This is a genomic window from Pseudomonas corrugata (assembly GCF_001269905.1).
Lineage (GTDB): Bacteria > Pseudomonadota > Gammaproteobacteria > Pseudomonadales > Pseudomonadaceae > Aquipseudomonas > Aquipseudomonas corrugata.
This window is the reverse complement of sequence record NZ_LHVK01000022.1, coordinates 102,246-119,275: the sequence shown is the minus strand read 5'-3', so window position 1 is coordinate 119,275 and position 17,030 is coordinate 102,246. Positions and strand designations below refer to the sequence as shown.

13 protein-coding genes and 1 pseudogene are annotated in these 17,030 nt (G+C 59.1%); 7 read left to right on the top strand and 7 right to left on the bottom strand.

Annotated elements, in window-relative coordinates; genetic code table 11:
- Positions 1 to 30 precede the first annotated feature (30 nt).
- On the bottom strand, positions 31 to 1,650 hold the full coding sequence (gene groL / locus AD665_RS23140; protein WP_053193987.1) for a chaperonin GroEL: 1,620 nt from the start codon (positions 1,648 to 1,650) through the stop codon (positions 31 to 33).
- A 251-nt stretch (positions 1,651 to 1,901) separates the two neighbouring features.
- Here groL and AD665_RS23135 point away from each other — a divergent pair, with 251 nt between their 5' ends.
- On the top strand, positions 1,902 to 2,399 hold the full coding sequence (locus tag AD665_RS23135; protein ID WP_024777223.1) for a BCAM0308 family protein: 498 nt from the start codon (positions 1,902 to 1,904) through the stop codon (positions 2,397 to 2,399).
- Between the two features lie 9 nt (positions 2,400 to 2,408).
- Here the strand turns inward: AD665_RS23135 and mgtA are convergent.
- Positions 2,409 to 5,989 (bottom strand): annotated as a pseudogene (gene mgtA, locus AD665_RS23130) (magnesium-translocating P-type ATPase).
- Positions 5,990 to 6,236: 247 nt separating this feature from the next.
- On the opposite strand from mgtA, the gene AD665_RS23125 reads away from it, so the two are divergent.
- A complete protein-coding gene (locus tag AD665_RS23125) occupies positions 6,237 to 6,806 on the top strand; it encodes a GNAT family N-acetyltransferase (RefSeq protein ID WP_053193985.1) in 570 nt (189 codons plus the stop codon).
- A 21-nt stretch (positions 6,807 to 6,827) separates the two neighbouring features.
- Here the strand turns inward: AD665_RS23125 and AD665_RS23120 are convergent, their stop codons facing one another.
- The 3 genes from AD665_RS23120 to AD665_RS23110 all read right to left on the bottom strand — a co-directional run bounded on the left by AD665_RS23120 (position 6,828) and on the right by AD665_RS23110 (position 10,242).
- Positions 6,828 to 8,516, bottom strand: a complete 1,689-nt coding sequence (locus AD665_RS23120; protein WP_053193983.1) for an HAD-IIB family hydrolase — start codon at positions 8,514 to 8,516, stop codon at positions 6,828 to 6,830.
- A 36-nt stretch (positions 8,517 to 8,552) separates the two neighbouring features.
- The gene (locus AD665_RS23115) at positions 8,553 to 9,089 is read right to left on the bottom strand and encodes a dienelactone hydrolase family protein (RefSeq protein WP_050593787.1); all 537 of its coding nucleotides are present in this window, start codon (positions 9,087 to 9,089) and stop codon (positions 8,553 to 8,555) included.
- A 235-nt stretch (positions 9,090 to 9,324) separates the two neighbouring features.
- Positions 9,325 to 10,242 (bottom strand): universal stress protein, encoded by a 918-nt coding sequence (locus tag AD665_RS23110; protein ID WP_053193981.1) that lies wholly within the window; start codon positions 10,240 to 10,242, stop codon positions 9,325 to 9,327.
- 262 nt (positions 10,243 to 10,504) lie between these two features.
- On the opposite strand from AD665_RS23110, the gene AD665_RS23105 reads away from it, so the two are divergent.
- The 3 genes from AD665_RS23105 to AD665_RS23095 all read left to right on the top strand — a co-directional run bounded on the left by AD665_RS23105 (position 10,505) and on the right by AD665_RS23095 (position 13,524).
- Positions 10,505 to 11,152: a BON domain-containing protein gene (locus tag AD665_RS23105; RefSeq protein ID WP_024777229.1), complete on the top strand. Its 648-nt coding sequence runs from the start codon at positions 10,505 to 10,507 to the stop codon at positions 11,150 to 11,152.
- A gap of 89 nt (positions 11,153 to 11,241) precedes the next feature.
- Positions 11,242 to 13,077 (top strand): ATP-dependent zinc metalloprotease FtsH, encoded by a 1,836-nt coding sequence (gene ftsH / locus AD665_RS23100; RefSeq protein ID WP_053193979.1) that lies wholly within the window; start codon positions 11,242 to 11,244, stop codon positions 13,075 to 13,077.
- 21 nt (positions 13,078 to 13,098) lie between these two features.
- Complete coding sequence (locus tag AD665_RS23095; RefSeq protein WP_024777231.1) at positions 13,099 to 13,524, top strand: potassium channel family protein; 426 nt, start codon at positions 13,099 to 13,101, stop codon at positions 13,522 to 13,524.
- 37 nt (positions 13,525 to 13,561) lie between these two features.
- On the opposite strand, the gene AD665_RS23090 is transcribed toward AD665_RS23095, so the two are convergent.
- Positions 13,562 to 14,353, bottom strand: coding sequence for a helix-turn-helix transcriptional regulator (locus tag AD665_RS23090; protein ID WP_024777232.1), 792 nt, complete (start codon positions 14,351 to 14,353; stop codon positions 13,562 to 13,564).
- A 136-nt stretch (positions 14,354 to 14,489) separates the two neighbouring features.
- Here AD665_RS23090 and AD665_RS23085 point away from each other — a divergent pair, with 136 nt between their 5' ends.
- Positions 14,490 to 15,593, top strand: a complete 1,104-nt coding sequence (locus AD665_RS23085) for a polyamine ABC transporter substrate-binding protein (RefSeq protein ID WP_053193977.1) — start codon at positions 14,490 to 14,492, stop codon at positions 15,591 to 15,593.
- 315 nt (positions 15,594 to 15,908) lie between these two features.
- Positions 15,909 to 16,154 (top strand): hypothetical protein, encoded by a 246-nt coding sequence (locus AD665_RS23080; protein ID WP_053193975.1) that lies wholly within the window; start codon positions 15,909 to 15,911, stop codon positions 16,152 to 16,154.
- A 21-nt stretch (positions 16,155 to 16,175) separates the two neighbouring features.
- Here AD665_RS23080 and AD665_RS23075 read toward each other — a convergent pair whose 3' ends face one another.
- Positions 16,176 to 17,009, bottom strand: coding sequence for a hypothetical protein (locus AD665_RS23075; protein ID WP_053193973.1), 834 nt, complete (start codon positions 17,007 to 17,009; stop codon positions 16,176 to 16,178).
- Positions 17,010 to 17,030: the final 21 nt, after the last annotated feature.

Here is a 17,030-nt window from a genome sequence, read left to right as displayed (position 1 = left end):
TTCATATCGAAGCAAGGCGTGACCTGCCGCTCAACCCTCGGGAAACGACGGCTGGGCTGGCGGTTCTTTTTCTGGAATATCGGTGATGGTCGCCTCGGTCAGTAGCAGGATACTGGCCACTGAAACCGCATTCTCCAGGGCAATCCGCACGACTTTGGTCGGATCAATAATGCCGGCTTCGTACATATCGACGTACGTGTTTGCAGCCGCGTCGAAACCGATGTTTCCAGGCTCCGCCAGCATGCGCGCCACGACAACGCCGGCATCTACCGCCGAGTTTTCCGCGATACGCCGGGCCGGCGCTTCCAATGCCCGGCGCAGTATCTGCAGGCCGGTACGGACATCCCCCTCATGACGGGCTTCCTCGGCGGCAATCGACGTCACGGCTTTGAGCAGCGTCAGCCCTCCTCCCGGGACAATCCCCTCGGCAATCGCCGCACGGGTCGCCGAGATCGCATCATCCAAGGCGTCCTTGCGCGCCTTCATTTCGGCTTCGGACGGCGCGCCCACCCGTATCACCGCAACGCCGCCGGACAACCTGGCCACCCGCTCCTGCAGCTTTTCACGGTCATAGTCGCTGGTGGTAGCCGCCATTTGCGCGCGAATCTGCTGCAGGCGTGCGTCGATGGCTTCGCGAGTACCGGCGCCGCCTATCAGCGAAGTGCTGTCCTTTGAAACCACCACCCGATGGGCTCGGCCCAACTGCTGCAGTTCGACCTGTTCGAGGGAGATCCCCAGATCGCTGGAAATCACTGTGCCCCCCGTCAACACTGCCATGTCCTGCAGCATGTCCTTGCGTCGGTCGCCAAAGCCTGGGGCCTTGATCGCCACGGCTTTAAGCACGCCGCGGATATGGTTGACGACCAGGGTGGTCAACGCTTCCCCTTCGATATCGTCTGCGATCAACACCAGGGGTTGACCGTTTTTGGCGACCTGCTCCAGTAAAGGAATCAAGTCTTTGAGTCCGCCGATCTTGTGGTCGCAGAGCAGCAGGCAAGCGTCTTCGAGTTCGACCTGCATCTTTTCGGTGTCGGTGACGAAGTAGGGCGAGACATAACCCCGGTCAAAGCGCATCCCTTCCATGACCTCGACCACCGTTTCGGTGGTCTTGGACTCTTCGACGCTGACCACGCCCTCGACCCCGACCTTCTCCAGGGCATCCGCCACCAGTTGCCCGACAACTGGATCGTTGTGCGCCGACAGCGTCGCGACCTGGGCCTTTTCCTTGGGCGTGCTGACCGTGCGGGACTGCGCCGCGAGCGATTCCAGCACCAACAACAGGCCACGGTCCAGGCCGCGCTTGAGATCGATGGCACTGGCGCCGGCGACCACGTTGCGGATGCCATCGGCCAGGATGGCGTGAGCCAGTATCGTTGCGGTGCTGGTGCCGTCGCCTACCGCATCACCGGTACGTTCCGCGGCCTGGCGTAGCATTTGCGCACCGAGGTTTTGTTCGGGGTCCTGCAGATCAATGCGCTTGGCGATGGTGACGCCGTCGTTGCAGACCGTGGGGTTGCCCCATTTATTCTGCATCAACACCGATTTGGATTTCGGCCCCAGTGTCACGCACACCGCATCCGCCAACTGTGTGGCACCACTGAGGACTCGCTCGCGCGCGGCCGCGCGAAACTCGATTTTGCTGTGGGCCACCAGAGTGCTCTCCTTTCGGTTCGACGGAATCTGCATGCTTCTCTGAAGAGGCGGTGCCCATGTTGACTTTTATCAACAAAGCCATACCCATGACGAGGCTTGTCGCGTTGGTTTACCGACTGTCGCCCGGCGCTCCGAGAGTTGACAAAAATCAATCCGCCCGGCGGCAAACCGCGTCCCAATCAGAGTGTGAAATCCACGCGTGCCTCAATACGTGGGTTTTCCCCTTTCGACGCGCCAGGAGAACCAGCATGGACAAATATCAGCAGAGCCAGAAAAACAAACTGTTCAAAACACCGCCCCATGATCCCTATTGCTTGCAGCGTGTTGAAGGTTCAGCCGTGTGCCCGCAGTGCAACGCGGTGTACCAGGCCGGGAACTGGACCTGGATCCAACCCGAGAGCGCTGTAGTGCATAACGCGCAAAGCGTGACCTGCCCTGCCTGCCGTCGCATCGCGGATAATGCCCCGGCCGGCACCCTTACGCTAACGGGGAGCTTCATGCAGAAGCACCATGATGAAATCATCCACCTGATCGAGAACACCGAAAAACAAGAAATGGCGGAGCATGCGCTCGAGCGCATCATCCACTTGTCGCCCGTTGCGCAGGATTTGACGGTGACCACCACCGGCATCCATCTCGCGAATCGCCTGGGGCATGCCCTGGAAGGCGCGTTCAAGGGAAAGGCTCAGTACCGTTACGGCGATACTGAGTACGGCGTACACATCACCTGGACTCGTGACGAATGACACCCGACCCTATGGCATACCGCGAGCGCGGCTCAAACGTTGGTGGCGGTAGAAGAGCCGCTTCACTCCTTCAGCCGCCGCCATGTACACCCCGCTGATTGCCAGCACCGTCAGCAGGATCGGCAAGGGCAAGGGTACCAGGCCAAACCACGGCGCTTTCGGGCTGTAAGGCAGCCCGACGGCCAACGCACCGATGGCAGCGGCACTCGACAGCAACAGCGTCGCCGGCCGGCTCTGGTAGAACGGGCGGTAGGTGCGCACGATGAAAATCGTCAATAGTTGGGTCAACAGCGACTCGACGAACCAGCCACTGCGAAAGACTTCGGGACCCTTTTCCGCCAACAGGTACAGCGCCGCGAAGGTCAATACATCGAACAGTGAGCTGACCAGTCCGAACACCACCATGAAGCTGCGGATGTCACTGATGTTCCAGCGATGAGGGGTGTTTTCCCATTCGCGGTCGACGTTGTCGCTGGCGATACCCATGGAGGGGATGTCAGAGAGGAAGTTGTTGAGCAGGATCTGCTTGGCCAGCATCGGCAGGAAGGGCAAGACCAGGGACGCGAGAGCCATGCTGATCATGTTGCCGAAATTGGCACTGGAGACGATGGAAATGTACTTCAGGGTATTGGCAAACGTATGCCGGCCCTCCTCGATGCCTTCGCGCAACACGTCGAGGTTGTGCTCCAGCAGTACGAAGTCGGCGGCCTGCTTGGCCACATCGGCGGCGTTATCCACGGAAATACCGATATCGGCCACCTGCAGCGCCGGAGCATCATTGATGCCGTCCCCCATATAACCAACGACATGCCCGGTCTTTTGCAGGGCGCGGATGATGCGTTCTTTCTGGTTGGGGTCGACCTCGGTGAAAAGCGTCGTCAGCGGCGCCAAGTGCATCAATGCCTCATCTTTCATGGCGCTGAGCTCGGCGCCGGTGATGATCCGCTCCACCGGCAGGCCCACGGCCTGGCCGACATGCCGGGCGACCAGATGGCTGTCGCCGCTGATGATCTTCACCTGCACGCCGAGGCGGTCAAGGCTGGCAAGGGTGTCTTTGACACCCGGCTCCGGCGGATCGAAGAACAGGAGAAAACCGCGAAAGGTCATGTCTTTTTCTTCGTCCCGACCATAGTGCGGAAGGTCCGGCAAGACACGCGTGGCCAGGCCCAGAACCCTGAACCCCTGCTCGCTCCAGTCGGCGAAACGCTGCGTGATCGCGGCCCGCTCGGTCGCGGTCAGCGCCAACAATTGTTCACCACGGCGCACATGGGTGCAGACCTCAAGCACGTTGTCCAGCGCCCCTTTGGTCACCATCAGCCTCACGGCCTCCGGTGCATTCGCGACCACCACGCTCAAGCGCTTGCGGACGAAGTCATACGGTACTTCATCGCGTTTGTTCGCCCCGGGACAGGGTGCCAGGGTTTTGCCAGCCAGGGTGATCGCATCATCCATCGCGTTGCGCATGCCGGTCTGCAGACTGGCATTGAATACCGCCAGCTGCAGGACAGTGGCATCGCCATTGCCCTCTACGTCCATGGCGCCGTCCAGCACGACGACACCCCGGGTCAGCGTACCGGTCTTGTCGGTACACAGGATGTCCATCGCCCCCAGGTTTTCGATGGCATTGAGATGACGCACGATCACGCCTTTGCCCGCCATGCGTTGCGCACCTTTGGCCAGGGTGATGCTCAGGATCGCCGGCAGCAGCTCCGGCGACAGCCCGATGGACAGCGCGATGGCAAACAACAAGGTATCGAGGGCGGGACGATGCAACAGGATATTGATGCCGAACCCACAATCGTGATCACCAGCATCACCCGCAGCAGCAACCCGCCAAAGCGTCGCAGGCCGCGCTCGAACTCGGTCTCGGGCGGGCGCAGCGTCAGGGTCTTGGCAATGCGCCCGATTTCACTGTCCGAGGCGTAGCGGGTGACCAGCACCTCGGCGGTCCCGCTGCGCACCGAGGTGCCCATGAATACACAGTTGTGCCGTTGGCCGAGGGTGGCCTCAGGTGTGCAAACGCCCGGTAATTTCTCTACCGGGAAGGTTTCGCCAGTAAGCAGACCCTCGCCGATGAAGCAATCGAGGGCCTGCAGAATCCGGCCATCGGCCGCGATCAGGCTGCCGGCGCTGAGCAACAGGATATCCCCCGGCACCACCTCGCTGGCGGCAATATCCAGGGGCTTGCCGTCGCGACGTACCGTGGCGCGCAGTGCGATCTTGCTGCGCAATTGCTCCACCGCCGTGCTCGCGCGATTTTCATACCAGGCGCTGAGTACCGCGCTGATGAGCACAATGCAGCCGACAATCGCCGCATCCAGCCAGTCCCCCACCGACACGGCCACCAGCGCGCCCACAATCAGGATCAGCACCAGGGGCGTGCGCATTTGCTCCAGCACCAGCCTGGCCAGACCGCGCGGGCGGTCCTTGGGCCGGGCCGGCGCGCTACGCATGCGCGCACGGGCCTCGGCCTGGCTCAACCCTTGCGGACTGCTGTGGACGTTGCAGAACACCTGGTTAAGCGCCGGGCTCCAGTAATCGGTGGTAGCCAAGCGCTCCGGTTGCCTGGCGGTGGAGCGCCATTCGCGATGGGCCAGCCAAAGGCCGGGCAGCATCGGTAACCAGAAGGTCAACCCGCGAAACAACAAAGTGGCGGAAAGTGCCACTGCAACGTTCACCCCGATCCAATGCAATGTCACCACCGCCGCTGCTTCGAAGGCACCGAGCCCACCGGGCACGATGCCGATACTGCGCAGCACACTGGCCAGCATAAAGCCGGCAAACAACCCCAACGGCGGTGCCGAGACACCCAGCGCCCGGACCAGAACCCACAATGTCGCGCTATCCAGCACAATGATCATCAGCTCCAGGAGGGTAATGCGCCAGAGCAGAGCCGGGCTGCGAGCCAGGTCTTTGTCCGCGCCCGTGAGCAATGACACGACTCTGGCGACAATCGAGAAGCGCTGCCCCGGAAGATGCGCCACCAGGCGCGGGTTGCCCGTCAGTCGAGGCATGACGACTGCCAGCAGCAGACTCACGCTGACGAAGAGCAGGCACGCCGTCATGACCGTCGGTGTGGCATGGCCCTGAAGGATCACCACCGGCAATGCCACGCCGACTGACACTGCATACGCCAGAAAATACCCGGACAAGTCCAGCACCAGGCTTGCCAGTACCACCGGTTTTGCGAACCCGAGGCGGACGAAGGAGGCCACGACCGCGAAGGCTCCGCTGATACCCGAGGACGGTAGCGCTTGATCGACAAACAGCTTCATCACACTGAGTCTGCCCGCGTCCCAGAGTGAAAGCGATTGCGCCCCGGCCTTGAGCACGACCCGAAAGACCTGGCCTTGGGCGATATACGTCAACCCCTGCAGAGCCAGCGCGGTGACCAGCCATAACGGCTCTGCCCGGGCCAGCAGGCGTGTGAACGATTCGACGTCGGTGAATCGCAGGGCCACGCCGACCACGGCTGCAAACATCGCGGCCCCCAGCAGCCAGGTTAGCCACAGCGCGGAGCGGCTATAGGGGGGCTCTTCTTCAAACACAGGCGAATCAATGACACCTGAAGTGGGCGATCTGACAGGCATGCCGTGCCCCTGAACGAATCAGCAGAGTGCCTGATTCTGGCGCGGTACGGATGGCTGCGTTTGATCCAGGTCAAACCGCGAACGGCAGTGGCTCGGATGTGCGGGTGGAGCATGTGCCGCTGAATGTCACGCGACGGGCTTTGCGGGTCCGCAGCGCGCTTTCTGACTTTGATCAATACGTTTGCGCCGCCAAACCCTCAATGTGGTCCCGGTCGTTGTTCGACCTCACTGTGCGCTGGAGTCCACCATGCTAGCTAATCAACACACTGCTGCTCTCATTGCCGAGATGGATAAAGCATCGCCCGCAGAGCACTGGCTGGAGAAACTGAACGACGGAACCCATGTGCTCATTCGTCCGCTGTCGACCGATGATCATGCGCGCCTGCTGCTTTTTTTCCAGCGTCTGTCTCCTCTGTCGTTGCGCTTGCGCTTTCTGGGGGCGGTGCACCATGTCGATGGGCACGCCATCGATACACTGCTGAGTGAGTCCGAGATGTTCAGCCGAGGTTACCTGGCACTGATCCACCATGAGGGCGAGTTGCAGGTCATCGGCGTCAGCCACTACAGGCGTGCCGAGGATAATCCCGAACACTGCGGTTGCGCTGTCGCCGTTGCCGAACCCTGGCTACGCAAGGGCCTGGGCCGTTTATTGCTCGGGCATCTGATAGATGCAGCCAAGCGCAAGGGGTATCGCAAAATGTGCTCGACGAACCTGTCGACTGATTACCCGGTACATGGGTTGTACAAACAATTTGGCTTTACCTCGACTTACCTGGACCGGGACTTTGATCGCATTGTTCACGAACTGGAGCTCTAATCGGGTAAGTTGCCCGACTTTTCATCGGTGTTCCAGGTGGTAGCGCGCTTGTACCAGGCGCGCGATCCGAGCCAAGGCATCCTGGGACGCCACCGAGGCGTCGGTTTCCAGCAGATGGGTTTCGTTGGCCAGCACGTCGTCGCGGATCACCTCGCGAAACCAGTTGGAAAAATCTCCGGCCTCGCGGTGTTGGCAGAAGGCGCCATCGTCCAGGCGCGCCAGCGAAGATAAAAACTCAGCCAGGTTCGATGCGCGTTGGTCAAGGCTTGGAAAGTAGAACGCATGCCAGTCCCCCACATCCCCCACCGCATATTTGCCGCTGTGGCGATGATGTTTCTGCTGGGGTTGCTGCGGGGTCATCTGCACCACTTCATTACCTTTGCGCAGCTCCCAGAGAAAGCAGTATTCAGGCGCTGAGGTGCGCGGCGCAAACTCCGGGCTGCTGCGCTGCGTGTGTTGGGCATAACGTTGGACCAGCTCCCGGGCGGTACTGCCCAACGTCACCAGTACATCAACCGCCTCCAACAAGGACGGGCAGACCTGATCGAAATCCAGGGCCACGATGACCGCTCCCATATTGGCCAGAAACCCCGCGGGCCAGGCGGCACAGTGGGGCAACATGTAATGAGCCTCGTCCACCACCAGCCAGTAGGGCCGGCCCGAGGTGCTGCGTAGCTGCTGGATAAAAGGCAGCAACTCGCCGAACAGTTGCACCCGGGCCGGCGGGTCCAGGGCCAAGGTGCTCACCACGACGTTGAGCCGTGCCAGCAACAGGTGATGCAATGACTCTTCGGTGGTCGGCGGAACGGTCAGGCCACCCACGGTTACCGCACCGTCCAGGGACAGGTAATCGCCTTCGGGATCAATGATGCAAAATCCCTGGCGCGCCTCAACCATGCGCTCGGTCAGCCAGGTCACATAGCTCGACTTGCCGGAGCCGGAATTGCCGATGACCAGCATCACCGACTCCGGCGCCAGCCAGACCTTGCGTGCATCGGCGGTCTGCCCCAGTTCCATGCCTATACGCTCGACCGGAACCAGCGCCGCGTCCTTTTCCAGGAGCATGTCGATCAATTCGCAGACACCTTGCCCGTGATCATTGCGCAGGCAGATATCCGCCTGGGCCTTGATCGACTCAATGGCGTTGTTCACCGCCGCCGAACAGCCGCAGATCGCCAGAAACGCATGGTCATTTTCAGCATCGCCCACACCGACCACGTTCAATTCACAGATCCCCAGTCTCAGCAACGCCGCGCTCAGGCCCGAGGCCTTGTTAACCCCCGACGGCAAGACCATGACCGCATCTTTGTTGAAGGTCATCTGCAGCTCTAGGCCGAGTTCGCGTATCGAGGTGATCACCGCGCCCTCGAACGGATGCCAGGTGGCGATGACAGACCTGCCGACCGATAAGGGCGAAACGCCTTTTTCGCGCAGGCGCTGTACCAGTTCAGTCGAGGCCGAATCGGCGATGAGCTCCTCTGTATCGGTGCGCGGGTCATACAGGAGCGCTCCGTTTTCCGCGACCACCAGGTCGAACAGATCCAAACGGTCAAAATGATGCTTGAGCGCTTGCAGCTCCCTGCCGGTAATCAGCAACAGCTTGCGACCACTGTCCCTGAGGGTGGCCAGCGCTGTGCAGACTTGCTCCGGAACATTGCCGCTCTCGGCAATAGTGCCGTCATAGTCCACCGCCAAGGCTAGGAAATGCATGATTGCTCCATGACGGGTTCGGTGGTGCAGGCCCCGTCAACCGATACTCGATGAGGTTGAGGTCTTGCCGTTCATTCTGTGCAGTGGCCCGGTGGGCAAAGGCACTTTGTGCAAGTACATTTCGAACCAATCCGCGGTCAGTCTTGCGACGTCGGCAAGCGCGCCGGGTTCTTTGAAAAGATGCGTGGCACCGTTGACCACCTCCAGACGTTGCATGCAGTGCAGCGTCTGGCCGGTCCGCACATTCAGGCGCAGTGTCATCGGATCTTCCGAACCCACCACCTGCAAGGTCGGCGCACTGACCCGGGACAATGCCTCGGCGGCAAGATCGGTGCGCCCTCCCCGACTGACCACCGCCCGCACACTGCCGCTGTGAGCGGCGGCGACCAACGTCAGGTTATCCCAGCGCTGCTCTGTTCTGGTCAGCAGGTCAACCACCAGCGTGCCCATCCCATGGCGCGACAGATAGTCGGCAATGAACTGGTTGCGAGGGTTCGAATGACCGCCCCCACTGCCATGGACCAGGATGACCAGGCATTCCGCACCTTTGGGCAACCGCAAATCACCAGCCATACTGCTTGGCACGTTGCTCGTTTTTCCGCAGGCAGCGATTGATAAAAATCAAGTACGCGCGACATCGAAAACCCCGTGCGCCAATTGCTGCGGCACCCAATGCGGGGTAATCAGTTTGCAGACGGCTCGATTGCCTCCAGCAGGTATCTACTGCCGGTGCCCGTACCCGCTACCCCAAATAAATGTCACGCCCCTGGGTTGTCTCCCCGAGATGCCATGGGGTCAGCGGTTTCAGTCAAGCCAGGGCAAGGGGTTTGACCATCATCAAACTGCATGAGGTGCGGTTCAGCACGCTCTCTGCGGTGTTGCCAATCATCCGGTCGAGCCTGTCGCAATAGGCCGTGCCCAGCACAACCACGTCAAACCCATTGTGCCGGGCGAACAGGCTGATCACTTTGTGAGGAATGCCGGTCAATACATGCTGGCGCGCCTGCTCGATGCCGTAGCGCTCGGCGAGAGCGTCGAAGGCTTCAGCCTGGGCGTCATGGACCGCATCGCTCAAATTACTCTCCAGGCTCAGGGTCGGCACACTCATTGGGGGATCGCCCATCACCGACCAGTTGCTGACATTCAGCAGATGCAATTGCGCGTCGCACGCCTGTGCCAATGTCGACGCCAATTCAAGCACGCGCTCATTCAGGCCGTAGGTCAGTTCTTCCAGATGCGACAGGTCCACGGCGGCGAGTACTTTCAACGGCTTTGCATGTTGGGCGTCGGTGACCAGGTGCAGACAGGCCGGACAATCGCGTAAAAGCAGCCAATCCAGGGGTTGATGGAAGGTCCGGTCAAGGGCCGAAACATGCTGAACGTCCTTGACCACCAGGTCGGCGTTAAAGTCGTTCACATACGCCAGCACATGCGCCGGGCTGGGTTTTGCCCACACCACTTCATAGCTGATCTCCAGCCCCGCGCGCCGTTGAAAGCGAACTTGCTGCTCCAGCCAGTGGCGATGGATCTGTAGATAGCCTTCCCTGGCCTGGGCCATCGCCTCATGGTCGAGCAGCCCGGCCAATGCGAGCGGGGTGACGTAGTCAAACGCCACAATATGCAACAGCGCACCAGTGGCACTGGCCAGTGCCTGGCCCCGGTCAAAGGCAGGGGTGCGTATCATCTCTGAAGGCGCAATCAACAAAATACGTTTGAGTGACAACATTAGAGACCTCGACCTGGGTGCGTGCGCCCCCTGAATACAACGCGACTTCCCTGCTTTACGACTGAAAACCGTCGTTCAAGTATCTGGCGCTGCCCTGCGTACGCTCTGATTTTTGTCAACTAATGGCATGCTCCAACCCAATGACCGAATCACTCGGGCCTTGTTGATATACCTCAATGATTTTCCGTGGCTCGGGTGTAGAAACCATTCACTGGCCACTCACGGCCCGTCATGAGCCACGAATTCGACTGAGGACACCATCATGAGCGACTTGAGCTTGCGTAAGGCCATTTTGGAAGAACTTGAATTCCAGCCCCAGATCGATGCAGCCAACATCGGTGTCGCGGTGGAAAACGGCGTTGTCACACTGACCGGACATGTCGGTAGCTACGATCAGAAAATCAGCGCCGAGCGCGCGGTAAAAGCGGTCAAAGGCGTGCGCGCCGTGGCCGAGGAAATTGAAGTCAGACTGCACAAAGGTGCTGGCACAGCGGACGACACCATCGCCAACCGCGCTCTGAAAATCATCAGCTGGAGCGCCGACGTCCCGCCCAACGCCGTTAAAGTCATCGTTCAGAACGGTTGGATCACACTTGAAGGAGAAGTCGACTGGCAGTACCAGAAGGAAACCGTGGAGAAGATGGTACGCAAGCTGTCCGGCGTGCTTGGAGTCAATAATCGGCTGACCCTGAGCCCGCGGGTGGACATCGTCGATATCCACAAACGGATTGAAGAAGCGCTCAAACGCAGTGCCGAAGTGGACGCCAGGGATATACACATCAAAGTCGACGGTGATGTGGTCAGGCTCGACGGCAAGGTCCACCTGTGGCGTCAGCGCAAACTCATAGAGCGGGCCGCCTGGTCGGTGCCGGGAGTCATGCGGGTGGAAGATCACCTGCTGCTGGCCTGAAAGTGAGGCATGCCCCAGGACATCGGCCGGCGAACCGGGGGCATTCAGAGACTGCACTCGCGGTGCGCACCTTCTTGTGAGTCAAGGTCATGAAAAAGAACCATCAATGGAACCTGTCTTACTTTCTGACCGCGTTTGTCGTGTTCGCAGCTGCACAGTTTCTGTGGGCGGAACATCGGGTAGTGCAAACCATCCCCTATAGCCAGTTTCTGCAACTGTTGAACGAACAGAAAGTCAGCGACCTGCTGGTCGAGAAAGACCAGATCAGAGGCAAGCTGCAAGTGCCGATCGACGGTCACACGCTGTTCTCGACAGTACGGGTCGATCCCGCGTTGGCCACGAACCTGGCGCAGTCGGGTGCCAGCTTCACCGGCGTCAATGACAATGGCTTTTTGAGCGGCCTGCTGGGCTGGCTGTTGCCCTTCATCCTGATCATGGTGGTCTGGCACTTCCTGTTCCGCGGCGTCGCGCAAAAGCAGGGCCTGGGCGGGCTGATGAACATCGGCAAGTCCCGGGCCAAGGTATTTGTTCAACGGGACACCGGCATCACCTTCGCCGATGTCGCCGGCATCGATGAAGCCAAGGCCGAGCTGGTGGAGATCGTCTCGTTCCTCAAGGACAAGGCCAAGTACGCACGGCTGGGGGCGCACATTCCCAAAGGCACATTACTGGTCGGACCGCCGGGCACCGGCAAGACCCTGGTGGCCAAAGCCATCGCAGGCGAAGCCGGGGTACCGTTCTTCTCGATCTCTGGCTCGGAATTCGTCGAAATGTTCGTCGGCGTCGGCGCTGCGCGGGTCCATGATCTGTTCGAACAGGCCCGCGAGGCCGCGCCTTGCATCATTTTCATCGATGAACTGGATGCTCTGGGCAAGATGCGCGGCGTTGGCGTATTGGGTGGCAATGACGAGAAGGAGCAGACCCTCAACCAGCTTCTGGCGGAACTGGACGGCTTCGACCCACGCGAGGGCGTGGTGCTGCTGGCCGCCACCAACCGCCCGGAAATTCTCGACCCGGCACTGCTGCGCGCTGGCCGGATCGACCGTCAGGTGTTGATCGATCGTCCGGATCGTAAGGGCCGGCAGGCGATTCTCAGCGTGCACCTGCAAAAAATCACCGTGGACCCGACTCTCGACAGCGCACGCATTGCCGAGATCACCACCGGTTTCACCGGCGCAGACCTGGCGAACCTGGTCAACGAAGCGGCGATTGTCGCGACCCGCCGTGGTGCCGACACGGTCAGCCTGGACGATTTCACCGCAGCCGTGGAACGCTTGGTCGCCGGCCTCGAACGCAAGAGCAGCGTGCTGCGCCCCGAAGAACGCCAGGTGGTGGCGTACCACGAGATGGGGCACGCCCTGGCGGCAACTCACCTGCCGGCCATGGACCCGGTACATAAGGTCTCCATCGTACCGCGTGCCATTGGCTCCCTGGGGTACACCCTGCAGCGTCCGACGGAAGACCACTTCCTGATCAGTTGCCAGATGCTCAAGGACCGCATCGCCGTGTTGATGGCCGGCCGCGCCGCCGAGTCTCTGATCTATGGCCAGATCTCCACCGGGGCCGCCGACGACCTGGCCCGCGCGACTGATATCGCCCGGCAGCTGATCACCCGCTTCGGCATGAGCGCCGAGCTGGGACAGTCGGTGCTGGAGCGACAAAGCCTGAGCTACCTGGGCGAGCAAATGCAGGCCCCAGGGCAGAAAGATTATTCGGAACAGACCGCCCGGGAGGTCGACTTGTGTATACGTGCCCTGCTCGACGAAGCCTACGCACGGGCCAAGACCTTGCTCCAGGCGCATCGCGCCGACCTGGAGGCCGGCGCGCGACTGTTGATGGAAAAGGAAAGCCTGACCCCAGAGGACTTCCCCGCGCTGTTGCCACTTGCACCGGTTGCGGTTGCCGCGATTTTGGCAGCGCCCTGAAAAAACCTGCCGAGGCTCACCATGCTGACCGTCACGCTGATCAACATGCTGGTGGTGACCATCGCGGTGGTCATTCATTACGAATGCCTGTTGCGTCTGAACGATTGGCTGCCACGGCTGAAGGTCTGGAGCCGCTTCAGGATGGTCATCGGAGTTTTGGGTGCTCTGCTGGCTCACGCGATCGAAGTCTGGTGCTTCGCCCTGACGTATTACCTGATGACTCGTGATGGCGAGTGGGGCAACCTCTCCGGCCAGTTCAATGGCTCGTTCATGGACTGCGTGTACTTTTCCTTCACGACCTATACCACCATCGGTTTCGGCGACATCACCCCCGTGGGCGACCTCAAGTACCTGACCGGCCTACAAGCGCTGACCGGTCTGGTGCTGATCACCTGGACGGCGTCCTTTCTGTTTCTCGAAATGCAGAAGTACTGGAAGAAAAGGTAGCGCCTTGTAAGAGCCACCTTTGGAGCAGTCCGCAGGTTCAACTCGACGTAAGAGCATCCTGCTTCGACGTAAAGAAGCGAGCAAACAACTCGGACTGTGACTTGATATTCAATTTCGAGTAGATATTGCGACGGTGCACTTTTATCGTTTCGGCTGACAGGGAAAGCTTACCCGCGACTTCCTTATTGGAAAAACCGCTCAGCAATAATTTGAGCACATCATTCTCCCGCGTCGTCAACGGCGTGCCGAGTGGGGACATTGTCTCCGGCCATGGGGCTGGCGCGGTAAAATCCTTCGCGACGTCAACCTCGAAATTCATGCGCTGATGCATGAGTGCCGTCACCCAGGGCTTGATAAGATCAAGCGTGGTTATCTGCTCCTGACTGAAGCGGATATGACTTCCAAAAGAAACGCACAAGGTTCTTTCAGCATCGAGTCTGACGTTGTATTGCGCCTCATCCACCGAAATATACTGTTCAAAATATTGATGGTAATACTCTGTCTCGAGAAAGTGCTCAGGTGCGACATCGAGCATATGAAAGAAGCCGCTTTGAGGGTTCTCTCGATCTGCTATGTAGAACGGATCCAACATGTAAAGACCCTTCACATAGCGATGGATAAACGCATCGACTTCTTCTGTATCGGCCACTTCAGGAAGGCTGACAACTTGCACTTGGTGATTGCTAAAAATCAGTACAACCCAGTTATCGACCTGCACGTATTCATTCAACAAACGAACAAGTGAGCTCCAGAATTCTGGACGGTTCAGTCGCATGATCAATTGTCCAATCGATCGATGCCAAGCCAGGCTATGGAGGTCGAGAGGCATTTTCTACCCCTTTTGGGTTAGGGATTCGTCGGGCGCGGGTAAGTATTCGTAGGTATTTACTCTTCGTCAATGCCCGGTATATTCGCTACCGAGTTACGAGGGCCATGAGGGCCCTCCTCTTGACAAGGATAGCTGTATGAGCAAGTCGCGCCTGCGCAGCATATTTTCAGCCTCGCTTCTTTGTATCGGGATAAGCAGCTCGGTGGGGGCTGTGGAACCCGGCATGAATCTGTACAACTGGTTTGGGTTTATCGCCCCGCAGACCCCGAAGGAGTTCGAACAGGAAACCGGCATCCGCTTCCATATGGATGCATTCGACAGTGCCGAAATCATGCAGAGCAAGGTGATGGCTGGCCGCACGGGATATGACGTGGTTGTCGCCACATCCAATGTCTTGCCAAGTCTGATCAAGGCCGGGGTGCTCCAGCCGCTGGATCGCAAACAGCTGGGCAATTTATCCCATGTCGATTCGGACATCTTGTCTCAACTTGCCGTCAATGATCCTGGCAATCGTTACGCCGTACCCTATCTTTGGGGCACCACTGGCATCGGCTATGACGTCGATAAAGTCAAGGCCGCACTGGGCGATGATGCTCCAGTCGACAGCTGGGACCTGATATTCAAAGAAGAGAACATCAGTAAACTGAAGTCCTGTGGCGTGGCGATGCTCGATTCACCCAGCGAAATCATTTCGATTGCTTTGCATTATCTGGGGCTGCCGAGCAACAGCAAGAATCCGGATGACTACAAGAAGGCCCAGGCGCTGCTGTTGAAAATCCGTCCTTACGTGCTCTATTTCGATTCATCCCGAATTGACGCTGACCTCGCCGACGGCAATATCTGTGCGGTAGTGGGATGGGCCAATGGTGCTCTGGCTGCCCAGGCCATCAACGAGAAAAACCAAACCGGGCGCAAGATCGCCTACAGCCTCCCTCGCGAGGGAGCACTGGTCTGGTCGGAAAATCTGGTCTTATTGAAAGATGCTCCCCATCCGAAGGAAGGCATGGCGTTTATCAATTACATGCTACGCCCAGAAATCATCGCAAAGACTTCAAATCACACCCTGTACCCCAACGCCAACGAAGACGCCACTGAGTTTGTCGAGCAACAGTTACGTGACAATCCCTGGATTTATCCAGACAAGAGAACAGTTGCTTCACTTGTCCCTCTAGAGCCGTTGCCCCTGGCCTTGGAACGAATTCGCACTCGCGTCTGGACCAAAGTGAAGAGCGGCATTTAAACCACTGGTTTGCCTAGCACTCAATTGGACAGGCGAATCGCCCCCGGCCAGGGTGTGCCTGTTTGACGTAATTAAAACTACATAGGGGAGGACAGTTCTCACTAAAGAGGACTGTCTTAGGCTCTGTTTGAAAAGTCTTGAGCCGAAGGTCAGGCAAGACGAAAACCAGCGAGGAACGGCCGGGGTCGCGCTCGACTTTACTGGAGTAAATGAGCATTCCGATCGGACTCGCGCACGAGCCGGTTTTCAACGCAGCATGAACGAGTATCAAGGCTTTTCAGACAAAGCCTAGAGGTCTTAGGGAGGGACAAGATCATGTGCCAAGGCGATTGTCAAAACAGCCTGAACTCGGACGAAAGCAAAGCCTACAATGAGATTGAAGAACAAATTATTCATTGCACCCCCGAACAAGCGTGGGCGATGTATTCCATCTCGACCGGAGTGGTGCGATTGAACATTTCCCGGGCAGTGAAAAAACTCATCATCGGCGGGAACAAGGCATTGTTGGTGGAGTTTCCCGAGTTTGCCCCGGCCGAAAAGGCAGGTAACCAGGCAAATTAGCGTGGACCTTGCAGGGTTCTCCTAGTCCGGAATGCGATGCCCGAAAAAATAACGGACGCCACTTTCAAACTCACTGGCATGGGAGTCCTCGAGAAAGGCTTCCAGAAGTGCTGACGCCTGCATCGGTCTGAACACCCGATCATGATAAAAGGAAGAGCAGTCGATGCCGGTCGCACATTCGAAGCGCCGTCGCAGTTCGAATGGGAAGCAAGGTTCCCGCAGGCGCCGTAGAATCCGCTGGGCCAAGCCAATCACGCTCAGCGGTTCACCGCCGTCGACACAGACTTGGTCCGTACCGAATCTACCTGCCAGTTCGGCGCATTTGTTCAGCACCGCGTTGCGATAGCTGTCCAGTGAGTCATAGTCCTGGTGGTCGCAAAGTTCGTATCCCGTCTCCAGGCAACCCGAGAGATGCACGGGCAGGATCTCGGCGTCGCTGATGGTCGCGACCCGTTCGAATGCAGCGAGAACAATGGGCATATCGGCCAGCTTCCCGCGCCGCGTGAGCACTGCGCCCCAGGCCAGTGTGAGCTCCAGGCCCACGTCTTCGGATGCCAGTCGTGCTGCGAGAGTGTCGACGGTAGAAGTCGGTCCGGCATCGCCTAGCAGCTCCGCGCATAGGCGTCGGTTTACCGGATGGGTGTCGCCGCCGCTCAACTCGACGAGCCCTGGCAGTAGGCTGAAATCGCCATGCTTTGCCCGCCTCAGGGCTTCCAACCACTGAAAGTAGTCATCCTCCTGCGGCAGCTGCCCGACTTCCCTTTTGGGAGGCATGGTCACTGCATCAGGGTAGGCAAAATACCCCCGCCCTTCCCAGTCGACCATTTCGGGGTTGCCATAACGACTCCACTCCATTGTCACTCCTCACAGTCGTCG

Coding starts and splice junctions, on each gene's coding strand:
- AD665_RS23135 (WP_024777223.1), top strand. CDS start 1,902: ATGGACAAATATCAGCAGAGCCAGAAAAACAAACTGTTCAAAACACCG.
- AD665_RS23125 (WP_053193985.1), top strand. CDS start 6,237: ATGCTAGCTAATCAACACACTGCTGCTCTCATTGCCGAGATGGATAAA.
- AD665_RS23120 (WP_053193983.1), bottom strand. CDS start 8,516: ATGCATTTCCTAGCCTTGGCGGTGGACTATGACGGCACTATTGCCGAG.
- AD665_RS23115 (WP_050593787.1), bottom strand. CDS start 9,089: ATGGCTGGTGATTTGCGGTTGCCCAAAGGTGCGGAATGCCTGGTCATC.
- AD665_RS23110 (WP_053193981.1), bottom strand. CDS start 10,242: ATGTTGTCACTCAAACGTATTTTGTTGATTGCGCCTTCAGAGATGATA.
- AD665_RS23105 (WP_024777229.1), top strand. CDS start 10,505: ATGAGCGACTTGAGCTTGCGTAAGGCCATTTTGGAAGAACTTGAATTC.
- ftsH (WP_053193979.1), top strand. CDS start 11,242: ATGAAAAAGAACCATCAATGGAACCTGTCTTACTTTCTGACCGCGTTT.
- AD665_RS23095 (WP_024777231.1), top strand. CDS start 13,099: ATGCTGACCGTCACGCTGATCAACATGCTGGTGGTGACCATCGCGGTG.
- AD665_RS23090 (WP_024777232.1), bottom strand. CDS start 14,353: ATGCCTCTCGACCTCCATAGCCTGGCTTGGCATCGATCGATTGGACAA.
- AD665_RS23085 (WP_053193977.1), top strand. CDS start 14,490: ATGAGCAAGTCGCGCCTGCGCAGCATATTTTCAGCCTCGCTTCTTTGT.
- AD665_RS23080 (WP_053193975.1), top strand. CDS start 15,909: ATGTGCCAAGGCGATTGTCAAAACAGCCTGAACTCGGACGAAAGCAAA.
- AD665_RS23075 (WP_053193973.1), bottom strand. CDS start 17,009: ATGGAGTGGAGTCGTTATGGCAACCCCGAAATGGTCGACTGGGAAGGG.